The following is an 18,255-nucleotide window of genomic DNA, read 5'->3' as shown; positions in this document are numbered from 1 at the left end:
ATATATATAAAGGGGTAGGATTACAATATATTTACAGGAGAATTTTGTCGGGAGGGAGCCTTTTGATGAAGGTATTAGTGGTAGAGGATAATGCTTCATTATTAGAGTCAATGAGGCAAATTTTAGAGGATGAATATGAAGTGGATACAGCTGATAACGGGGAAGATGGGCTTTTTTTGGCCCAGCAACGTATATACGATATCATTCTTTTGGATGTAATGCTTCCGGGTATGGATGGATTCGAGATCATCCGCCACATGAGGAACGCCAAAATTGATACGAGTGTTTTATTTTTAACCGCAAAAGATTCCCTGGAGGATCGGGTAAGGGGCCTAGAACTTGGAGGGGACGATTACTTGGTCAAGCCATTTCAGGCAGCCGAGCTTAAGGCAAGAATACGGGCCCTTCTGCGTAGGAGTGGAATACTTTCGCTTGAACAGGGTTTGAAATACAGGGGAATTGAATTTTTGGAGAAGGAAAAGGATATTTTGGTAGACGGTGAGCCGGTAAGACTAACGTTGAAGCAATATGAGCTGCTTGAATACCTCATTCAAAATAAAGGGAAAATCCTTACCCGTGAACAGATTTTTGACCGCATCTGGGGGTTTGATTCCGATACGACGATCGCTATCGTTGAAGTGTTTGTGCACCATTTAAGAAAGAAATTGGAACCCTTTCAATACCATAAGGACATACAGACTATCCGAGGAATTGGCTATATGTTAAAACAACCTTAAGGGGGGGTAGCATGTTTCAAAAAACGAGGCTTCAGTTGACACTATTAAATTCAATCGTCTTCATAGTTCTTATTGCCATATTAAGCAGAACGATTTATTTCTATACAGAAAGTCAGATTTATAAAGAAGTGAATGATTCCTTGCGTGATCAAAGGATTGGGGGCATGCCAGGGGGGATTCGCCCCCCAGGTGAATTTCAGTTAGGTCCAGGTCCAAGTGTGATTGTTTGGGGTCCGAATGAAACAATCATTGAGCCGAGGTTGAACGAAAACAATTTCTTCAAGGTCAATGAACCGGAGTTTTTCCCGAAAACGTTTGATGAGATTGAAGAAATTTCCGTCGATGGTGCTACGTATCGAGCGGTTTCCACACAGGTAGAAACAGAATACGGACAAATGACGTGGCAATTCATTCGGAATGTAGATTCGGAAAAAGCTATGCTCAATCGCTTATTGCTCATATTGCTCATGGGTGGAGGAATTGGAGGCCTTTTGGCCATTGGAGCTGGTTACCTTTTGGCGGGGAGGGCCCTCATCCCGATAAAAAAATCATGGGAGCAACAGCAGCAGTTCGTTTCCGATGCTTCGCATGAAATCAGGACACCGCTTGCTGTCATTCAATCGAGAGCCGATTTGTTGTTTCAATCACCTTCCGCGACAATCGAAGAAAAAGCGGTCGATATATCGATTATTTCTAAAGAAGTGCGACGTTTGAATAAGTTAGTTACAAGCCTTTTAACCTTGACTCGAACGGATTCCAATCAAATGGAGGTTACAAAAGGGAGGTTTTTCTTAGATGAAGTCATTAGCGAGATTGTTGAACAGTATATTGATATAGCTTCTTTTCAGAATAAAACAATGGTTAGCATAGTCCCGGAACAAGTTGAGTTTTTCGGGGATAAAGAAAGAATTCATCAATTACTGGTGATATTAGTCGATAATGCATTGAAGTTTACGGAAAAAGGCGGGGAAATTTCGATATCCTGCGTCAAGAGCGCTTCGTCCATCATTCTTTCTGTAGAAGATGATGGAAAAGGGATTCCTCAAGAGGAAATATCGAAAATCTTTGATCGATTTTATCAAGTGGAACAAGCCCGTTCCTTAAACGAAGGGTCAGGACTTGGTCTCTCTATTGCCAAGTGGATTGTCCAAATGCATCAAGGGATTATTAAAGTGACGAGTGAAGAGAGAAAACGCACGCGTTTCGAAATTACCTTTCCAAAAAAACCAAAGATATAAATAAAAAGATAGGCTCTAATTTCCCCTTTTATCTTAAGGGAAAGTTAAGGGTCTTTTTTAACCCTAAGTTTTTTTTGATCGTTGCTGTTTCGTTAGATGTGGATATAGAGAAACCAGTTGGGGAAACTTTTAATAAAATGGGTTTGTCAGTTACCAAATATTGTATTGTGCTTATAGAAAAAAATTAATTGCACTACAAAAAATATTAGTATAGTATATAAAATTGAAGAGGTACGGACAAGGTATTTTGGCTAAAAGAGAAAACGCTTGCATAATTCTTTTAAGGTACCAGTTAAAATAAATTAAATTCACCTAAGTGGAGGCCGCATAATGAAATTTCTGATAGCAATTTTAGGGCTGATCGTCGTTTTTGGACTTGCTGTATTAGTGAGCAGTGACCGTAAGAAAATCAAAGTTAAACCAATCATCATAATGATCCTGATTCAGCTTATCTTGACGTATATATTATTAAATACGAAGTTTGGTCTTGTCATCATCAATGCTATTGCTGACGCATTTGGAATGCTTTTGAAATGGGCCAATGAAGGGGTAACATTCGTCTTCGGCGGAATCGTCAATGAAGGCGCATCACCGTTCTTTTTAAATGTTCTTCTTCCGATTGTCTTTATATCCGCCTTAATTGGTATTTTACAGTATTTAAGAATCCTTCCATTCATTATGAAGTGGATTGGTTTACTAATCAGTAAAATAAATGGGATGGGTAAGCTTGAATCCTATAATGCGGTTGCTTCGGCTATCGTTGGTCAATCAGAAGTATTCATTACTTTGAAGAAACAGCTGGGTGCCATACCGCCTTCACGTATGTACACGCTTTGTGCATCGGCCATGTCCACTGTATCCATGTCGATTGTAGGAGCTTACATGACTATGGTTGAGCCAAGGTATGTGGTGACAGCCATTGTTATTAACATGTTTGGTGGATTTATTATCGCTTCTATCATCAATCCATATACAGTTTCCGAGGAAGAAGATATTCTCGCTGTTGAAGAAGGGGCAGAAAAGCAATCCTTCTTCGAGATGCTCGGAGAATATATCATGGATGGATTCAAAGTGGCGATAACTGTTGCTGCCATGTTAATTGGTTTTGTCGCATTAATCGCTGGTATAAACAGCTTATTCGACTTGATTCTAGGTATTAGCTTCCAAGAAATCCTAGGATATATCTTTGCTCCATTTGCCTTCATCATGGGTGTTCCGGCATCTGAAATTGTATCTGCTGGTGGAATCATGGCCACTAAATTAGTGACGAATGAATTCGTTGCCATGTTGAGCTTAGCGGATGCTGGATTCAGTGAGAGAACTTTAGGTATTGTATCGGTGTTCTTGGTATCTTTTGCAAACTTCTCATCAATCGGGATTATCGCTGGTGCAGTTAAAGGACTAAATGAAAAGCAAGGGAACGTTGTGGCACGATTTGGCTTGAAGTTACTTTATGGTGCGACGCTTGTCAGCATTCTATCAGCCATCATTGTAAGTGTCATCCTTTAATGGATTCCATGGCAATAATTAATTAATGATCATGTAAGGCACTTAGGTTGATTCCTAAGTGCCTCTTTTTATAGAATGGCATGAAATGAAAGAGTTAGCTTGTTGTTTGGGTATGTAATAATATAACAAAGTAAATAGTAGGAAAGGGTGCCATGTGTGACAGTGAATGATAGAGAGATCGCGACCTTTGCAGGGGGATGCTTTTGGTGTATGGTAGCTCCCTTTGATGAAATGGATGGAATGATTGAAGTGACTTCGGGTTATACGGGCGGGAAGGTTCCCAACCCCCGTTACAAGCAGGTGATTTCAGGTCAGACCGATCATGTAGAAGCGGTTCAGCTTGTGTTTGATCCTCGCCTCATTTCTTATAAAGATTTACTTCGGATATTCTGGCAGCAGATTGACCCTACCGATGTTGGTGGACAATTTTCTGATAGGGGTAATCAATATAAATCTGCGATATTTTATCATAATGATCGTCAACGATTAGAAGCCGAGGAGTCTAAGAAAGAATTAATGGAGAATAATCTGTTCGATGACCCCATCGTAACGGATATTTTACCGGCCATGGAGTTTCATCCTGCCGAGGAATATCACCAGGATTTCCATAAAAAGAATCAATTTAGGTACGCCTTGTATCGTAAGGGTTCAGGCCGCGATGCTTTCTTAAAAGAAAACTGGCCTAAGGATCAATCCCACCTTAAGGAAATCTTGACTGAGAGGCAATTTTTCGTTACACAGGAAAATGGGACAGAGCCACCTTTTGACAATGAGTACTGGGATCATTTTAAAGAAGGCATCTATGTGGATGTCGTTTCTGGAGAGCCCCTATTCAGCTCCAGGAATAAGTATGATAGTGGATGTGGATGGCCAAGCTTTACAAAGCCGATCATGTCTGCCAGTGTTCATGAAAAGATTGACGTAAGCTATCGATCTACCCGTACTGAGGTGCGGAGCAGGGAAGGCGATTCCCATCTAGGACATGTGTTTTCGGATGGTCCTGCCCCCAAGGGAAATCGTTATTGCATCAATTCGGCTGCACTTCGGTTCATCCCTAGAAATGAAATGGAAGAGGAAGGATACGGAGACCTATTATTGCTATTTCAAATGGAGTGATGTTGTTGAGGGATGGAAGATGCAAGATAATTCATAAGCATATGAAAAGGACCAAACTCCATTATGGAATTTGGTCCTTTTCATTAGTTTTTATAATTTAAATGAACTCTTCAAGCTAACGATTTGATTGAAGACGAGCTGATCGGATGACGTAAGTTTAGGATCGACATTGTAATAGCCATGTCTGAAAAACTGGAATTTATCCTGTGGCTTGACGTCTTTCATATTAGGCTCAACAAATCCTTGTAAGACTTCTATGGAATCAGGGTTAACCCGCTCTAAAAATGATTTTTCTTCTTCTTCATTTTGCTCATTATCCAAGATTAAAGGTTGGAAGTTACGGAATTCTGCTGAAATAGCTTGTGTAGCTTCGACCCAGTGAAGTGTCCCTTTCACCTTACGGCCGGTGAAACCAGATCCGCTCTTTGTTTCAACATCATATGTGCAATGAAGCTCAATGACATTTCCAGCCTCATCTTTTATCACGTCTTCGCATTTAATGAAATAAGCGTGTTTCAAACGGACTTCATTACCCGGGAAAAGACGGAAGTACTTTTTCGGTGGATTCTCCATGAAATCATCTTGCTCGATGTATATTTCACGTGAAAATGGAATTTGTCGAGTACCCATCTCAGGTACTTCGGGATTGATTTCAGCTTCAAGCATTTCAACTTCACCTTCTGGATAGTTGGTGATGACGACTTTAAGTGGCTTTAAAACACCCATGGTACGTGGAGCCTTCAGCTTCAAATCCTCACGGACAAAGTGATCAAGCATTTGGGAATCGACGACACCACTCGTTTTAGCAACACCTATTTCCTGGCAGAAAGCACGAATCGCTTCCGGTGTATATCCCCGTCTCCGTAAACCGGAGATGGTAGGCATACGTGGATCATCCCAGCCGTCGACAAATTTCTCATCGACAAGCTGTTTCAATTTACGCTTGCTCATCACCGTATTCGTCAGGTTTAAACGGCCAAATTCATATTGTTGTGGTTTGCTTTCCATTTCACAATTATCAACGATCCAGTCATAAAGCGGACGTTGATCTTCAAACTCCAACGTACAGATGGAATGAGTGACGCCTTCAATGGCATCCTCAATTGGGTGAGCAAATGCATACATCGGATAGATGCACCATTTATCTCCTGTATTGTGGTGTTCCGTATGGGAAATACGGTAAATAACAGGATCCCGCAGGTTAATATTTGGCGAGCTCATATCGATTTTTGCACGCAATACCTTTTGGCCATTCTCAAATTCGCCGTTACGCATCTTTTCAAATAGCTCAAGGTTTTCCTCAACCGTTCTATTGCGGTAAGGGCTATCTTTTCCAGGTTCCGTTAATGTTCCACGATATTCACGGATTTGGTCTGCATTTAGGTCATCCACATAGGCTAGACCTTTAGTGATTAGCAATACAGCCTTTTGATACATCTTATCAAAGTAATCGGAAGCAAAGAAAAGGTTATCCCAGTCATAACCAAGCCATTTGACATCTTCCTTGATGGAATTGACATACTCAATATCTTCCTTCAATGGATTCGTGTCATCGAAACGCAGGTTCGTTTTCCCATTGAATTCATCAGCCACACCAAAATTCAGTATGATGGATTTTGCGTGCCCGATGTGTAAGTAACCATTTGGCTCAGGAGGGAAACGGGTGACGATATGATTATGTTTTCCGGACTCTAGATCATCGTTTATAATATTTTTAATAAAGTTTGAAGAGTTATGTTCCAACAGAATTCGACCTCTTTCATTTATATACTTCTTTTAATTTTACCTGTATATATACCATAAATACAGACATTTTTCCATGTTCGAGCCGGAATGGGGGGAGTGAGGATATATTCTGAAACAATTCATCTAGTATTTAGTTTGCACATTTGGGAAGAATATATCCCTGAAACTTTGGTGGCAACTGATAAATCTATATAACTAGTATTGTTCAGAAAAGAAGCAATGCAGAGTTTCTCTGCATTGCTTCGGATGGTGTCATTTAAAATACAGTCGTTTGTAAAAATTCCTTCGTCCGTTCTTCTTTTGGATTGGAGAAAAATTCCGTAGGTGGGCCGCTTTCTATCACACGTCCGTTGTGCATGAAGACAATCCAGTCTCCTACTTCACGGGCAAAGCTCATCTCATGGGTCACGACGACCATTGTCATGCCTTCAATGGCCAGTTCCTTCATTGTCGCTAACACTTCACCGACAAGTTCCGGGTCGAGAGCGGAAGTGGGTTCGTCAAAGAGTAGGATATCCGGTTTCATGGCTAGGGCCCGAGCTATGGCAACCCGTTGCTTTTGCCCACCCGATAGTTTGCTTGGGTAGACATCCGCTTTATCCGAGAGTCCCACTTTAACCAATAACTCTTTTGCTTCCTTAATGGCTTGGGCCTTAGGGACCTTCTTGACGTGAGTAGGTGCTTCTATAATATTCTCAAGCACTGTCATATGTGGGAAAAGGTAAAAATGCTGAAAAACCATGCCCACTTTTTCCCGAATCTTATTAATATCATGTTTTCCAGGCTGAATCTCTGTTCCCTCGATCAGGATCTGTCCACTGTCCTTTTTCTCTAAATAGTTCAAGCAACGGAGCAATGTACTTTTACCAGAGCCACTAGGGCCTATCAGGCAGACTACATCGCTATCCAGCACCTTCATATCGATATCCTTAAGCACATGAAGATCTCCATATGATTTATTCAAGTTTCTTATGCGAATCATTTCTTTTTGTTCCATGTTCATTTCCCCCTATCGATCGCTAATGGACAGTTTCTTTTCGAATGCATTGACGGCTATGGTTAAGATTGCTACAAGTATCAAGTAATAGACGGCTACAATCAGAAGGTAAGTCATTTCATCAAAGTTATTAGATCCTAACGTAGTGGCAACGTTAAAGAGCTCATTCATTGAGATGAATGCGGCTAATGAGGAATCCTTAAGGCCGATGATGAATTGATTGCCTAGTGGTGGCAGTGCACGGCGGAAAGCCTGTGGCAGGATGATTCTTCTTAGTGTGAGAGACTTGCTCATTCCTAGCGAGCGACCAGCTTCCACCTGTCCTTTGTCGATGGATTGAATCGTTCCACGAAGTATTTCCGAAATATAAGCACCGTTATGGAAGGCGAGTGCAAGAGATGCTGCCCAAAAATCAGGAAGCAGGAAGATGTTACTAATACCAAAGTAAAGGATGAATATTTGTACGATCAATGGTGTACCCCGGACTAGGAATACATAAGCATCTGAAATCCATGCGAGGATCTTAATATTAGAAATTTTTAAGAGTGCAAAAAGTAATCCGATGACGGTCCCCACTAAAATGGATACGACAGTAAGCTCCAAGGTGAGGAGCATGGCTCGGATGAACACATCCGAAGAGCTAAATAATGTATCAAAGAAATGTGAAAAACTTGGCAATGGAACAACTCCCTTTCTATCTATCTTTATTCAGGTTTGGTCGTGATATCTTCACCAAAGTACTTTTTGCTGATTTCAGCAAGCGTTCCGTCTTCACGGAGATTGTCGAGTGCTGCATTGACACGTGCGAGCAACTCAGGGTTATCTTGTGGCAGTACAATCGCCTGCTCACTCCGTTCAATCAATTGTCGTCCTTCAATTTCAAAGCCTTCTTTCACGGCTTCTTTTCCGGTGACAAAATCCGTTATGACAGCATCATGACGCCCTCCGCTCAATGCTTTAAGGGCCGTGATGTCGCTATCATAGGTTTTTACATTGGTTGTATATTCTTCAGCGGTGTTTGCGTATGTAGAACCTTTAGACGCGGCTACTTCTTTTCCTTTTAAATCCTCGATTGTCTCGATATCACTATCAGGGCGCACAAAGATTTGAGGACCAGAGTAGTAATAGGGAGTAGAGAAGGAAACGTGTTTACTACGCTGTTCATTGATGGTATGACTGGCAACAGCTGCATCTGCCCGACCAGTCTTGACCCCTTCAACAATTCCTTTGAATTTTATTCGCTTAGGAACTGCTTCAAGTCCTAATTCTTTGGCAATGGCCGTTCCCACCTCGACATCAAATCCAGTTACAGTCATGTCATCATTGACATAGCTGAATGGTTTGAATTCACCTGAGGAAGCGAAGATGAACTGATCCTCATTAATCAGCTTACTACCATCTTCAAGCTGATCCTTCTCAGCACAGCCGGACATGAGACCAAGAATGACCAATAATGCAAGAATGAATTTTACTGATAATTTCATGATTATTTCTAATCCCCCTTTTAGGTACTGATAAAGTGTTTTATACCCAACATGTCTTCTGTCATAACCTCCAATTTTGGGAAGAACGTCCCAAAATGTCCAAATATCAAAAAAAATCGTCCTTAATCAGGCCGATTCTTGTCTTTTAATCTCTTTTACTATGCAATTCTTAGAGGTTCTAGGACTTTGCATTTACTTCTTCTATATTTCCCGTTATGTTCAAGTCACTGGATAGCTGGGTGTCTATCAAGTCATTGAAAATCCAATCGAAAAAAATCCCCCTTATTAAAACGGTACGCAAGTGGAAACCACCGAAGAAATAATAAAAAAGCCGGTATACGGGGATGTATTACCTTCCAATCCGGAGTGGGTGTTGAAAGCAGTACAGGTTTCAGACAAGGATTATCGTGCTTATTAATCGGGGAGTAATGGACTGACTTTAACATTGCTGACGAAATAAAGTATAATAGAGCCAAAAAGACGAAGGGCAGTTGGGATAATGGTGAACAACTTTGTGCAAGAGCAATTACAGGCATACCGTGAAAAAAATGAAGATAGAGGACGTTTGATAATAAAATGTCCGGATCAACCAGGCATAGTCGCAACGGTAACGGCTTTTTTAAAAGAATATGAAGCGAATATTGTTGAATTGAGTCAGTATTCCATGAATCCAAATGGCGGGACTTTTTTTACTAGAATTGAATTTGATTGCCCCAACTTAAAAGCGAAATCAGGAGACATGGAAAAAGATTTTCAAGAAATTTCAGAAAAGTTTTCCATGCAATGGACGTTCAATTACGTTAGTGATTTAAAGAGGACGGCGATTTTCGTTTCGAAAGAACCACATTGTCTACTTGAGTTGTTATGGGAGTGGCAAAGCGGCAATCTACTGGCAGATATAGCGATGGTCATCAGTAATCATGAAGATACTAGGGAAATTGTCGAATCCATGAATATTCCTTTTTATTATATTCCGGCAAATAAAGAGATTCGTAAAGAAGTGGAAGCGCAGCAGCTTAAATTGCTGGAGGACTTTAAGATTGATTTAATCGTATTGGCTCGATATATGCAGATTTTGACACCCGATTTCGTGGCAGCCCATCCGAATAAAATCATCAACATCCATCATTCATTCCTACCTGCATTCATAGGGGCTCGACCTTATGAACGCGCATATACCCGCGGTGTTAAGTTGATAGGGGCAACATCCCACTATGTGACAAATGATTTAGATGAAGGTCCCATCATCGAGCAGGACATAGAACGTGTCGATCACCGTGACTCTGCAGAAGAGATGAAGAAAATTGGTCGTTCTGCAGAACGCAGGGTACTTGCTCATGCTGTGAAGTGGCATTTGGAAGACCGTGTTCTTGTTCATGAAAACAAAACAGTCGTCTTTTAAAAACAAAAACCCTCTATTGGCAAGTAGCCTTGCCAATAGAGGGTTTTACTTTGGAAACCGGCAACTTAGTAAGTATATTCCACTCTTACTGTAGCGGTAATGTTCAATTCACCAGGTTGGATGGGGGTAGTGGCTGCTTTGGTGTAGGAACTGGTTTGGAAAAGAACAGGAGGAGTTGTTTCCGACATTTCTTCAACGAGAGTGGGAATGGGGTTCAAGGTAACTCCTATCGTTCTCGCCATGGAGAGTGCTTTTTCATAAGCATTCTTTAAAGCTAGTGAAAGGGCTTGATTGTAATAGACCTCTGGAGTGGACAAGGAAAAACGGATATTGGAGATGGAATTGGCCCCATTGCTGACAGCCGTGTCAATTATGATGCCAATGGCCTCAATCTCAGTTGTTTGGACTTGGATTATATAATGGACCTTATAATTTTTAAACAGTTCTTTTCCACCAACATAATCATATTGCGGGTCAATCCTATATTCACTCGTTTTCAATTGATCTTCGGAAATGCCAATGGACTTCAGTCCAGCAATGACTCGTGCAATGCTTTGTGAATTGGCTTGTTGAGCCTTCTGGGGGTCCTCATCCTCTGTTATGACCCCCAGGGTAATGGTCGCCTGATCAGGGGCAGCCTGAAGCGTCTCAGAGCCGGACACCTTTAAAGCGTGAGGGTTATCAAGATAATTTCGATTGGGGGTGCTAAATTCCTGATTCATAAGACACCAACCTTTTATAAAAGTGAGTTTATCCTATTGTACGGGACCGTAAGGGAAAACATGCTCCCTTTTGTTGAAGGATTGATCGAAAGAATAAGGATATAAAAAAACACTCGGTTTCAAACCGAGTGCATGTTATTTATGAATGACCTGGACCCTGCCAACTTGGCCGTCTGTCAACCGTACTTTTATTCCATGTGGGTGACTGCTAGAGTTTGTTAAGATGTCCTTTACTGTACCACTTGTTAGTTTTCCGCTTCGTTGATCTGCTTTCAGTACAATGTCTACAGAGGTTCCTGGAGTGATATCTTTTCGATTTTTACCGTTCATTTTACTTCAATCCCTTTTAGAGGTATTTGCAAGTTACTGCAGTCCCTTCAGTATAAGGAAAACAGTTGTTATAGTCGAGAATAATAGGGCAATGTACGCTAGGTATCCGTTATTACCGAATTTTCTTGAGGGGCTCGACTGCAGGACCTTCCATAACTTCTCCAGTAATAGAGTAACGTGAGCCATGGCACGGACAATCCCAAGTCCTATCCCCACTGTTCCACGCGACTTCACATCCCATATGGGTACATGTCGAGTCCACGATGAATAGTTGACCTTCTTTATCTCGGTAACACCCAGCCTTATCCCCATTCACTTTGACAATGGCCCCTTCATCCAATCCTAGGTCGTCTGGCTTTTTATGAAGGATGGAAAGCTTGCCCTGAATCATATGCTTCGCGACATCCGCATTATCTTTCACCATGTTTTTCATTCCATCTAATCTGGCGGGATCATACAAGTCCGCATATCGGTTATCCTTTTGTAAAATGCGGTCAGTCAAGATTTTTGCGGCAATGGTTCCATTTGTCATGCCCCATTTTGCATAACCGGTTGCAATGAGCACCCGGGGATGATTGGGGGTTGCCGGGCCAACGAATGGCAGGTCATCAGGCGTCACGATATCCTGAGCCGACCAACGGTAAGGGATGTCCTCCACTTTGAAATAGTGGGAGCCAAAATCCTGTAAAGCCTCATAATGGTTTATTGTGGATATACCTTGCCCGGTTTTATGCCCTTCTCCGCCTACAAGAATCAGCTTTTCACCATTGTCGTTTTCCGTATAGCGAAGGGAACGGGAAGGGCTATCCGCGCTATAAAACATACCTCCCGGATATTCCTGTTTCATCCTAATGCCAAGGACATAGGATCTTTTTACATGGACCCGTGCAAAGTATAAACCCATCTCATCATTAAAAGGAAAATGAGAAGCGACGATGACATGGTTGCATGTAATTTTATGACCATCCTCAGTCAGAACGGTCGGATTCTCTCCATCTTCAATCTTCATGGCTGTCGTATGTTCAAAGATTTTCCCGCCACCATCCAGAATGGGGGAGGTAAGTCCCAGTAAATATTTCAATGGATGGAACTGTGCCTGGTCCTTCATGATTACCGCGGCTTTGCATGGAATGGAGAAGGGTATAGTGTCGGTATAATCACCGGGAATACCGAGTTTACGATAGGCCCTCAATTCTTTTTGAATCTTACTAACATATTCTTCAGTATTTGCATACACATAAGCATCTTGTTTAGATAAATTACATTCTATAGAATGTTCCTCGACCAATTCCTTGATTAAATTCATTGCTTCAGTATTTGCTTCATAGTATAGTTTTGCCTTTTCCTCGCCATGCGCTGCAATTAGCTTGTCATAAACCAGTCCATGCTGGGCGGTAATCTTGGCTGTTGTATGTCCTGTGGTTCCGTTTAGGATCTCGCTCGCCTCAATGAGTGTGACTTGAACTCCTTGCTTGGCTAATAGATAAGCGGAAGTTATGCCTGTGATCCCGCCTCCAACAATCAAGACATCTGTTTTAATATCTTCTTCTACCTTGGGGAATGAAGGAAAAGTCAATGTACTTCTCCAGAAGGGTTCAGGATACTGTGGGAGTTCTGTATTTTTTTCAGTCATTTTTAAATTCCTCCAGACGTTTAGGAATGGTTTCCGTTTATTACCATTCCCTTTCACCTAGCTTTTTATCCTCTTTTTGGTAGATGGATGTTATAAAAAGGAAATGGTTTGCATTGTATACAAAAATGTATACATGTAAACAAAATAAGATAGTTTGTAAACAATATAGTAAACATGTTTACAAACACGTATGCATGGCTATATACAAGGTGTGTACACACTTGTTACTAATGTATACAAAATGAATACATATTTTAGGAAAAGGTATATCTATCGAATCATTGACTATTATGGTATTTTTTTCTATTCTTATTAAAGTACACTGTCTGGCATTTTTTTAAAAAAAGGGGATGTTTTAAGATGAGTTCTAGAATCGCAGCAGTAGATGTAGGTAATGATGCTATCAAAGCTATTTTTGGAAAACTAGAGTCTGAACTATATATACCGAATGTCATTGCAAAAGATATTGAGGACCGGCCGGTCATCGGGATAGAGGAACTGGATGAGAATAGTCCATTGGATGGAATTCATATAAGAGTGCACTCACCAGCACTTCAAGATAATAATGCTATTTACCGTGTTGGGAATTTAGCGACAAAAAGTGATAACCCTACAGAATTGGATTTAGGCAGCAGTAAATCGGAAGAAGACCAAACGTTGATCATGCTTTTTGCGGCACTGGCATTGGATGCGGCTAAACAGGGGAACAATGATCGCTTCAAAAAGGTTAATAATGTCGTCGAAGCGAACTATACGTTGGGTACGGGCCTTCCGCTCCGTGAAGTGAAGGAAGGGAAAGATGTCGGATATCGCTCGAAATTAGTGGGTTCGGTTCACCAAGTGGAATTTTTAATCACGCCTAAATATCAGGGATTGAAAGTGAATATTAAATTTGATGAAGTGAAGGTCTATCCTGAAGGGTTTGCAGCTTATATCAATCTAGTAATGGACAATGATTTGAACATCATTAACCGTGAGCTGATCGACAAAAGAATTCTTATTCAAGATATCGGCGGACTTTCGACAGATATCGCGGTCATTAAGAACCGTAAAGTGGATGATGATAAAGCACAAGGGTTTAACCTTGGTGTGGCTGAAGCACTCGAATCAATTCGTGAGGAAATCAGGAAGAAACATGGTGTCGAATTGGACAGCAGACGTGACGTGGTGGAGATTATCACGAAAAAGAACGACCGGAACCATATAATGGTCCGTGGAAGTCGGACAAGTGTGCATGATATTGTCGACCGCATTTTAGGGGAGCTTGCAAAAAAACAATATCGTCATCTTCGCAACGTTTGGAAAAAGAATTCACAGACGGAGATTTGCTACTTCGTAGGTGGGGGTTCAATTGTACTGAAGGATTACTTGAAAACACTCAATCAAAACTTTGATGGGTACAATATCGATTTTTTTGAAGATGAAAGAGAAAGCGTTTGGATGATGGCCAACGCCTATTACAAGCTGATTTCCGACTTTAAACGCCGGAATTCAAAGGAAGAGCAACAATCTCAACATAAGAAGAAAGAACAACGTACAGGTTCAGTTAAATAGGTGAGAAAATGAAAAAAACAGCTTCTTCTGAAATCAAAAGAGGACAGGCCATCACTTTTCGTATCCCTTCAGATGTATCCGATTATACGTTAAGGCAGCTGCAGAAATTAAAGGAAACGGAAAGAAGAAATTTTTCCAGTAAGATTGCAGAGTATGTTCTTGATGGCGTTGGGCAATCCTCTCATCAGGAACGGGAGATGGTTGCCTTGCCCATGCCGAATAAGCTTAGTAAATCTCAGCGTGACTGGCTAAAGCATTCCCACTCAGAAGCAATGCTTGGAACGATTTTGTACCATCTTTTATCCGATCCTTTACGGGCTACGGCCTTGTTGGCCTCACTAAACAGCAATGGAATCAATGAGGATGTCTATGTAAAGGAAGAGGAAGAATTGGTGGAGAGGAGTTTGGAAGAAGAACCGAAGGAATTACCCGAAATGGATTTGGATGATTTTGATTGGAGTTTCGATGAGACTTCAGAACAGCCAGAGCAGCCGGAACCAGAAGAGGAAAACCTGGATGATCTTCTTGGCGACTTTCTTGATCAAATGAATCAGTAAAAGAGGAAGGGTATCTGACAACATGTTGGATATCCTTTTTTTGATAGGATTCGAAGGGGGTTAAAGGCGAGGATAGGACATGAAAAGAGGAACCGTGATGTCACGGTTCCTCTCTTTTATGCTAAGAAAATGAGTTGGTAAAGAAAAAGAACGGCAAAGATGTATACTAACGGATGGACTTCTTTGAATTTCCCTCTTGCGATTTTTAGTATTGGATATGAGATGAATCCAAGTGCTATACCATTGGCGATACTTGAAGTAAGAGGCATCGTAACAATGACCAAAAAGGCTGGGAAAGATTCGTCGAAATGGGTCCATTCAATCTCATTGATGCTTTTGATCATCATGCTACCAACTATGATCAAGCTAGGTGCAGTGATGGCCGCAATATCTGATACTGCCCCGATAAGTGGGCTGAAGAAAGCAGTGACCAAGAAAAGAATGGCTACGACAAGAGCGGTTAACCCTGTTTTACCACCTGAACCTACACCGGCCGAGGACTCCACGGAGGCGGCAGTGGGGCTTGTACCGAACATGGCTCCGATTGTTGTCCCAACGGAATCCGCGAAGAAAGCACTTCCTGCTTTCTCCAACTTTCCGTCTTTCAATAACCCAGCTTGGCGCACAATCCCGATTAGGGCTCCGGTGGTGTCGAAAAGCATAACGAGAAGGATGGAAAACACTACACCATATAGGCCGTAGTTTACAACATCCGCAAAAGAAGTGATTGGATTAGCGACAATGATGCCCTCGGGTAACGATGGCACCGAAACAAAATGTTCAATTTTAAGTTGTCCAGTAAATAGGGCAATGATCGCTGTAATGATCATCCCGATGAAAATGGAACCCTGAATCTTACGGACCATTAAAATGATGGTTATTACCAAACCGATTAAGGTAAGTGCCACTCCTGGGTCTCTGAAGCTCCCTAGGGTCACCAGGTTCGATTCATGACTCGTTACGACCCCAGATAAACGAAGCCCGATAAAGGTGATGAATAGACCAATCCCGGCGCTGATAGCATGTTTCAGATTATTGGGGATCGCTTCAATCAGTTTAGACCGGAAAGAAGTAAGCGATAATATGACGAAGATAATACCTGTAACAAAGACTGCCGAAAAGGCAACCGTGTACGAGATATCATGCGTGCCTAGGACAGAGTACGCGAAATAGGCATTCAATCCCATCGCAGGAGCAATGACAATCGGATAATTGGCTAGAAAAGCCATGAAAAGAGTACCGACTAAGGTAGCGATGATGGTTGCTGTAAAAGCCTGTTCAAAAGGAACACCAGCATCAGAAAGAATTTTGGGGTTTACAACGATGATATAAGCTAATGTTAAAAAGGTTGTAAGCCCTGCAAGGACTTCTGTCTTAATATTCGTTTTCCGTTCTTTTAATTTAAACATGCGGCCACTCCTTCTTTTTATATACAAAAACTCCTTGTACGGACATTTACAAGGAGGAGACGCCCACCTTTTTCCAGGCAAGTAGCTCAAATAGTATAGTTAGTCAGAAATTTAAAATCTTATAAATTATATTAGAAAAACATCTAAAGCACAATACCATGAAAAATTTTCTCTCAAAAATAGATAATGATATACTAACAAAGAACTTGGAGTAAAGGAAATTGCCTTAGTGTAGAATCAATAATAGACAATGGATGTAATGATGATTTAAATAAGATATCACAAATATAGAGAGTAGGCCGATACATGACAAATTTCATCGAGCTTGGCATAAGCCCAGAAATTAACACGATATTGAAGCAAACCGGCATAACCAGCCCAACCCCGATACAGGAAAAATCGATACCTGACATAATGGCGGGACGGGATGTCATCGCGAAAGCACAGACAGGAACAGGGAAGACATTGGCATTTTTGCTTCCAATATTAGAAAAAGTCGACCCAAAAGCTTCCCACGTTCAATCATTAATCGTCACACCGACTAGGGAGTTAGCGTTACAGATAACGGCTGAGCTGAAAAAGTTCGCCAATGAGATCGAGGAATTGCAAGTGCTAGCCGTGTATGGTGGACAAGATGTGGAGCAGCAAATGAAAAAGCTGACACGGAATATTTCTGTCGTGGTAGCTACACCGGGCCGATTATTAGACCATTTACGAAGGGGAACCATTGATTTATCCCAAACCGAAACGCTTGTTTTGGATGAAGCGGACCAAATGCTCCATATTGGATTTTTACCGGAAGTGGAAGAAATCATGGGACAATTGCCAGAGACAAGACAAACGTTGCTCTTTTCCGCGACGATGCCAGAACAAGTCCATCAGTTGGCGAAGCGTTATATGGATAGACCATTGACAGCTGCTGTTAAAGCTGAGCAAGTGACGGTCGAGCAGATCCGTCAACTTGTCATTGAAACGACGGATAGGGCCAAACAGTCCTCACTGATCAGCATCATAAAGGAAGAACAGCCATATCTGGCGATTGTTTTTTGCCGGACAAAGCGCCGTGTTTCTGTTTTGAACGATGCTTTAAAGGCGGCTGGTTTCAACTCGGATGAACTTCATGGGGATTTGTCGCAGGCAAAACGAGAGCGCGTCATGAAAAACTTCCGGGATGCGAAGCTTCAATATTTAGTGGCCACGGATGTTGCTGCGCGTGGGCTGGATGTTGAAGGCGTGACACATGTTTTTAACTACGATGTTCCTGAAGATGCCGAAAGCTATATCCATAGGATAGGACGTACAGGAAGGGCCGGTGAGCATGGATTAGCCGTAACCTTTATTGCTACGAAGGATCTTCAGCTTTTGAGTGATATTGAAAAAGGTATTTCCATGAAAATTGAACGGAGAAAGATCGAAGGGGTTAAGATGTTCCAGCCGGGCGAAGTCGAGAATAAACGGAAGCGTCATGACCGCGACTCATCTGAAGGGGAAGCGCGTCGTCCACGTTCTGGTGGTGGACGCCGTCATAGAGAAAGAATCGATACGCGAGGTCCGAACCGAGGAAGTCACCGCTCCGCTAATCAGGCCGACAATCGTGAGTTGAGTCTAGAGAATACACGTGAGGGCTTTGCAAACCGAGGTCCTAAACGCGAGAACACACGAGGAGATCATAGGGATGAAAGTCGGGGACGTAGTCGCGACAATGTCCGAGGAGAACGACAAAGAGGGAGTCAAGGCAGAAGGGGGAATACCCATAGTCCGAATGGGAACCGTCGCAATGATTCAGGAGGTTCACCTAGCAGGGGCAGAAACCGATAAAGG

The 18,255-nt window shown here is 41.9% G+C and carries 16 protein-coding genes; 8 read left to right on the top strand and 8 right to left on the bottom strand.

Going from position 1 to position 18,255, the window contains the following annotated elements; genetic code table 11:
* The first annotated feature begins 65 nt into the window (after positions 1 to 65).
* The 4 genes from ACQKIC_RS03700 to msrB all read left to right on the top strand — a co-directional run bounded on the left by ACQKIC_RS03700 (position 66) and on the right by msrB (position 4,600).
* Entirely contained in the window at positions 66 to 737 is a 672-nt protein-coding gene (locus ACQKIC_RS03700) for a response regulator transcription factor (RefSeq protein WP_427591720.1), read from the top strand.
* Between the two features lie 11 nt (positions 738 to 748).
* On the top strand, positions 749 to 1,975 hold the full coding sequence (locus ACQKIC_RS03695) for a sensor histidine kinase (protein ID WP_427591675.1): 1,227 nt from the start codon (positions 749 to 751) through the stop codon (positions 1,973 to 1,975).
* Positions 1,976 to 2,305: 330 nt separating this feature from the next.
* A complete protein-coding gene (locus ACQKIC_RS03690; protein WP_402870067.1) occupies positions 2,306 to 3,484 on the top strand; it encodes a NupC/NupG family nucleoside CNT transporter in 1,179 nt (392 codons plus the stop codon).
* Positions 3,485 to 3,640: 156 nt separating this feature from the next.
* A complete protein-coding gene (gene msrB, locus ACQKIC_RS03685) occupies positions 3,641 to 4,600 on the top strand; it encodes a peptide-methionine (R)-S-oxide reductase MsrB (RefSeq protein ID WP_427591676.1) in 960 nt (319 codons plus the stop codon).
* Between the two features lie 90 nt (positions 4,601 to 4,690).
* Here the strand turns inward: msrB and ACQKIC_RS03680 are convergent, their stop codons facing one another.
* The 4 genes from ACQKIC_RS03680 to ACQKIC_RS03665 all read right to left on the bottom strand — a co-directional run bounded on the left by ACQKIC_RS03680 (position 4,691) and on the right by ACQKIC_RS03665 (position 8,827).
* The gene (locus ACQKIC_RS03680) at positions 4,691 to 6,343 is read right to left on the bottom strand and encodes a glutamine--tRNA ligase/YqeY domain fusion protein (protein ID WP_402870072.1); all 1,653 of its coding nucleotides are present in this window, start codon (positions 6,341 to 6,343) and stop codon (positions 4,691 to 4,693) included.
* A 259-nt stretch (positions 6,344 to 6,602) separates the two neighbouring features.
* Positions 6,603 to 7,343, bottom strand: coding sequence for an amino acid ABC transporter ATP-binding protein (locus ACQKIC_RS03675; protein ID WP_402870075.1), 741 nt, complete (start codon positions 7,341 to 7,343; stop codon positions 6,603 to 6,605).
* A 12-nt stretch (positions 7,344 to 7,355) separates the two neighbouring features.
* Positions 7,356 to 8,021, bottom strand: coding sequence for an amino acid ABC transporter permease (locus ACQKIC_RS03670; protein WP_402870078.1), 666 nt, complete (start codon positions 8,019 to 8,021; stop codon positions 7,356 to 7,358).
* A 26-nt stretch (positions 8,022 to 8,047) separates the two neighbouring features.
* Complete coding sequence (locus ACQKIC_RS03665; RefSeq protein WP_402870080.1) at positions 8,048 to 8,827, bottom strand: transporter substrate-binding domain-containing protein; 780 nt, start codon at positions 8,825 to 8,827, stop codon at positions 8,048 to 8,050.
* Positions 8,828 to 9,326: 499 nt separating this feature from the next.
* Between ACQKIC_RS03665 and purU the strand changes: the two genes are divergently transcribed.
* Positions 9,327 to 10,229, top strand: a complete 903-nt coding sequence (purU, locus tag ACQKIC_RS03660) for a formyltetrahydrofolate deformylase (protein ID WP_402870082.1) — start codon at positions 9,327 to 9,329, stop codon at positions 10,227 to 10,229.
* A 65-nt stretch (positions 10,230 to 10,294) separates the two neighbouring features.
* On the opposite strand, the gene ACQKIC_RS03655 is transcribed toward purU, so the two are convergent.
* The 3 genes from ACQKIC_RS03655 to ACQKIC_RS03645 all read right to left on the bottom strand — a co-directional run bounded on the left by ACQKIC_RS03655 (position 10,295) and on the right by ACQKIC_RS03645 (position 12,914).
* The gene (locus ACQKIC_RS03655) at positions 10,295 to 10,951 is read right to left on the bottom strand and encodes an SIMPL domain-containing protein (RefSeq protein ID WP_427591677.1); all 657 of its coding nucleotides are present in this window, start codon (positions 10,949 to 10,951) and stop codon (positions 10,295 to 10,297) included.
* Positions 10,952 to 11,086: 135 nt separating this feature from the next.
* Positions 11,087 to 11,281: a YwbE family protein gene (locus tag ACQKIC_RS03650; RefSeq protein ID WP_057914066.1), complete on the bottom strand. Its 195-nt coding sequence runs from the start codon at positions 11,279 to 11,281 to the stop codon at positions 11,087 to 11,089.
* Positions 11,282 to 11,393: 112 nt separating this feature from the next.
* Entirely contained in the window at positions 11,394 to 12,914 is a 1,521-nt protein-coding gene (locus tag ACQKIC_RS03645; protein ID WP_427591678.1) for an FAD-dependent oxidoreductase, read from the bottom strand.
* A 360-nt stretch (positions 12,915 to 13,274) separates the two neighbouring features.
* Between ACQKIC_RS03645 and ACQKIC_RS03640 the strand changes: the two genes are divergently transcribed.
* Together ACQKIC_RS03640 and ACQKIC_RS03635 are read left to right on the top strand one after the other, a co-directional pair.
* A complete protein-coding gene (locus tag ACQKIC_RS03640) occupies positions 13,275 to 14,468 on the top strand; it encodes a ParM/StbA family protein (protein ID WP_427591679.1) in 1,194 nt (397 codons plus the stop codon).
* An 8-nt stretch (positions 14,469 to 14,476) separates the two neighbouring features.
* Positions 14,477 to 15,025, top strand: a complete 549-nt coding sequence (locus tag ACQKIC_RS03635) for a hypothetical protein (RefSeq protein WP_402955015.1) — start codon at positions 14,477 to 14,479, stop codon at positions 15,023 to 15,025.
* A 116-nt stretch (positions 15,026 to 15,141) separates the two neighbouring features.
* Here the strand turns inward: ACQKIC_RS03635 and ACQKIC_RS03630 are convergent, their stop codons facing one another.
* The gene (locus ACQKIC_RS03630) at positions 15,142 to 16,434 is read right to left on the bottom strand and encodes an NCS2 family permease (protein WP_402870094.1); all 1,293 of its coding nucleotides are present in this window, start codon (positions 16,432 to 16,434) and stop codon (positions 15,142 to 15,144) included.
* 306 nt (positions 16,435 to 16,740) lie between these two features.
* Here ACQKIC_RS03630 and ACQKIC_RS03625 point away from each other — a divergent pair, with 306 nt between their 5' ends.
* Positions 16,741 to 18,252 carry a DEAD/DEAH box helicase gene (locus ACQKIC_RS03625; RefSeq protein WP_427591680.1) on the top strand — a complete coding sequence of 504 codons (1,512 nt, stop codon included), beginning with the start codon at positions 16,741 to 16,743 and terminating at the stop codon, positions 18,250 to 18,252.
* Positions 18,253 to 18,255: the final 3 nt, after the last annotated feature.

The sequence above is a fragment of the Peribacillus sp. NPDC046944 genome, from assembly GCF_050272735.1.
In the GTDB taxonomy this organism is placed as follows: Bacteria; Bacillota; Bacilli; order Bacillales; family DSM-1321; genus Peribacillus.
The sequence above is the reverse complement of the archived record's forward strand: the minus strand, read 5'-3'. Positions and strand labels throughout refer to the sequence as shown.

Coding starts and splice junctions, on each gene's coding strand:
- ACQKIC_RS03645 (WP_427591678.1), bottom strand. CDS start 12,914: ATGACTGAAAAAAATACAGAACTCCCACAGTATCCTGAACCCTTCTGG.
- ACQKIC_RS03690 (WP_402870067.1), top strand. CDS start 2,306: ATGAAATTTCTGATAGCAATTTTAGGGCTGATCGTCGTTTTTGGACTT.
- ACQKIC_RS03625 (WP_427591680.1), top strand. CDS start 16,741: ATGACAAATTTCATCGAGCTTGGCATAAGCCCAGAAATTAACACGATA.
- ACQKIC_RS03655 (WP_427591677.1), bottom strand. CDS start 10,951: ATGAATCAGGAATTTAGCACCCCCAATCGAAATTATCTTGATAACCCT.
- ACQKIC_RS03700 (WP_427591720.1), top strand. CDS start 66: ATGAAGGTATTAGTGGTAGAGGATAATGCTTCATTATTAGAGTCAATG.
- ACQKIC_RS03665 (WP_402870080.1), bottom strand. CDS start 8,827: ATGAAATTATCAGTAAAATTCATTCTTGCATTATTGGTCATTCTTGGT.
- ACQKIC_RS03695 (WP_427591675.1), top strand. CDS start 749: ATGTTTCAAAAAACGAGGCTTCAGTTGACACTATTAAATTCAATCGTC.
- ACQKIC_RS03640 (WP_427591679.1), top strand. CDS start 13,275: ATGAGTTCTAGAATCGCAGCAGTAGATGTAGGTAATGATGCTATCAAA.
- ACQKIC_RS03635 (WP_402955015.1), top strand. CDS start 14,477: ATGAAAAAAACAGCTTCTTCTGAAATCAAAAGAGGACAGGCCATCACT.
- ACQKIC_RS03650 (WP_057914066.1), bottom strand. CDS start 11,281: ATGAACGGTAAAAATCGAAAAGATATCACTCCAGGAACCTCTGTAGAC.
- purU (WP_402870082.1), top strand. CDS start 9,327: ATGGTGAACAACTTTGTGCAAGAGCAATTACAGGCATACCGTGAAAAA.
- ACQKIC_RS03675 (WP_402870075.1), bottom strand. CDS start 7,343: ATGGAACAAAAAGAAATGATTCGCATAAGAAACTTGAATAAATCATAT.
- ACQKIC_RS03630 (WP_402870094.1), bottom strand. CDS start 16,434: ATGTTTAAATTAAAAGAACGGAAAACGAATATTAAGACAGAAGTCCTT.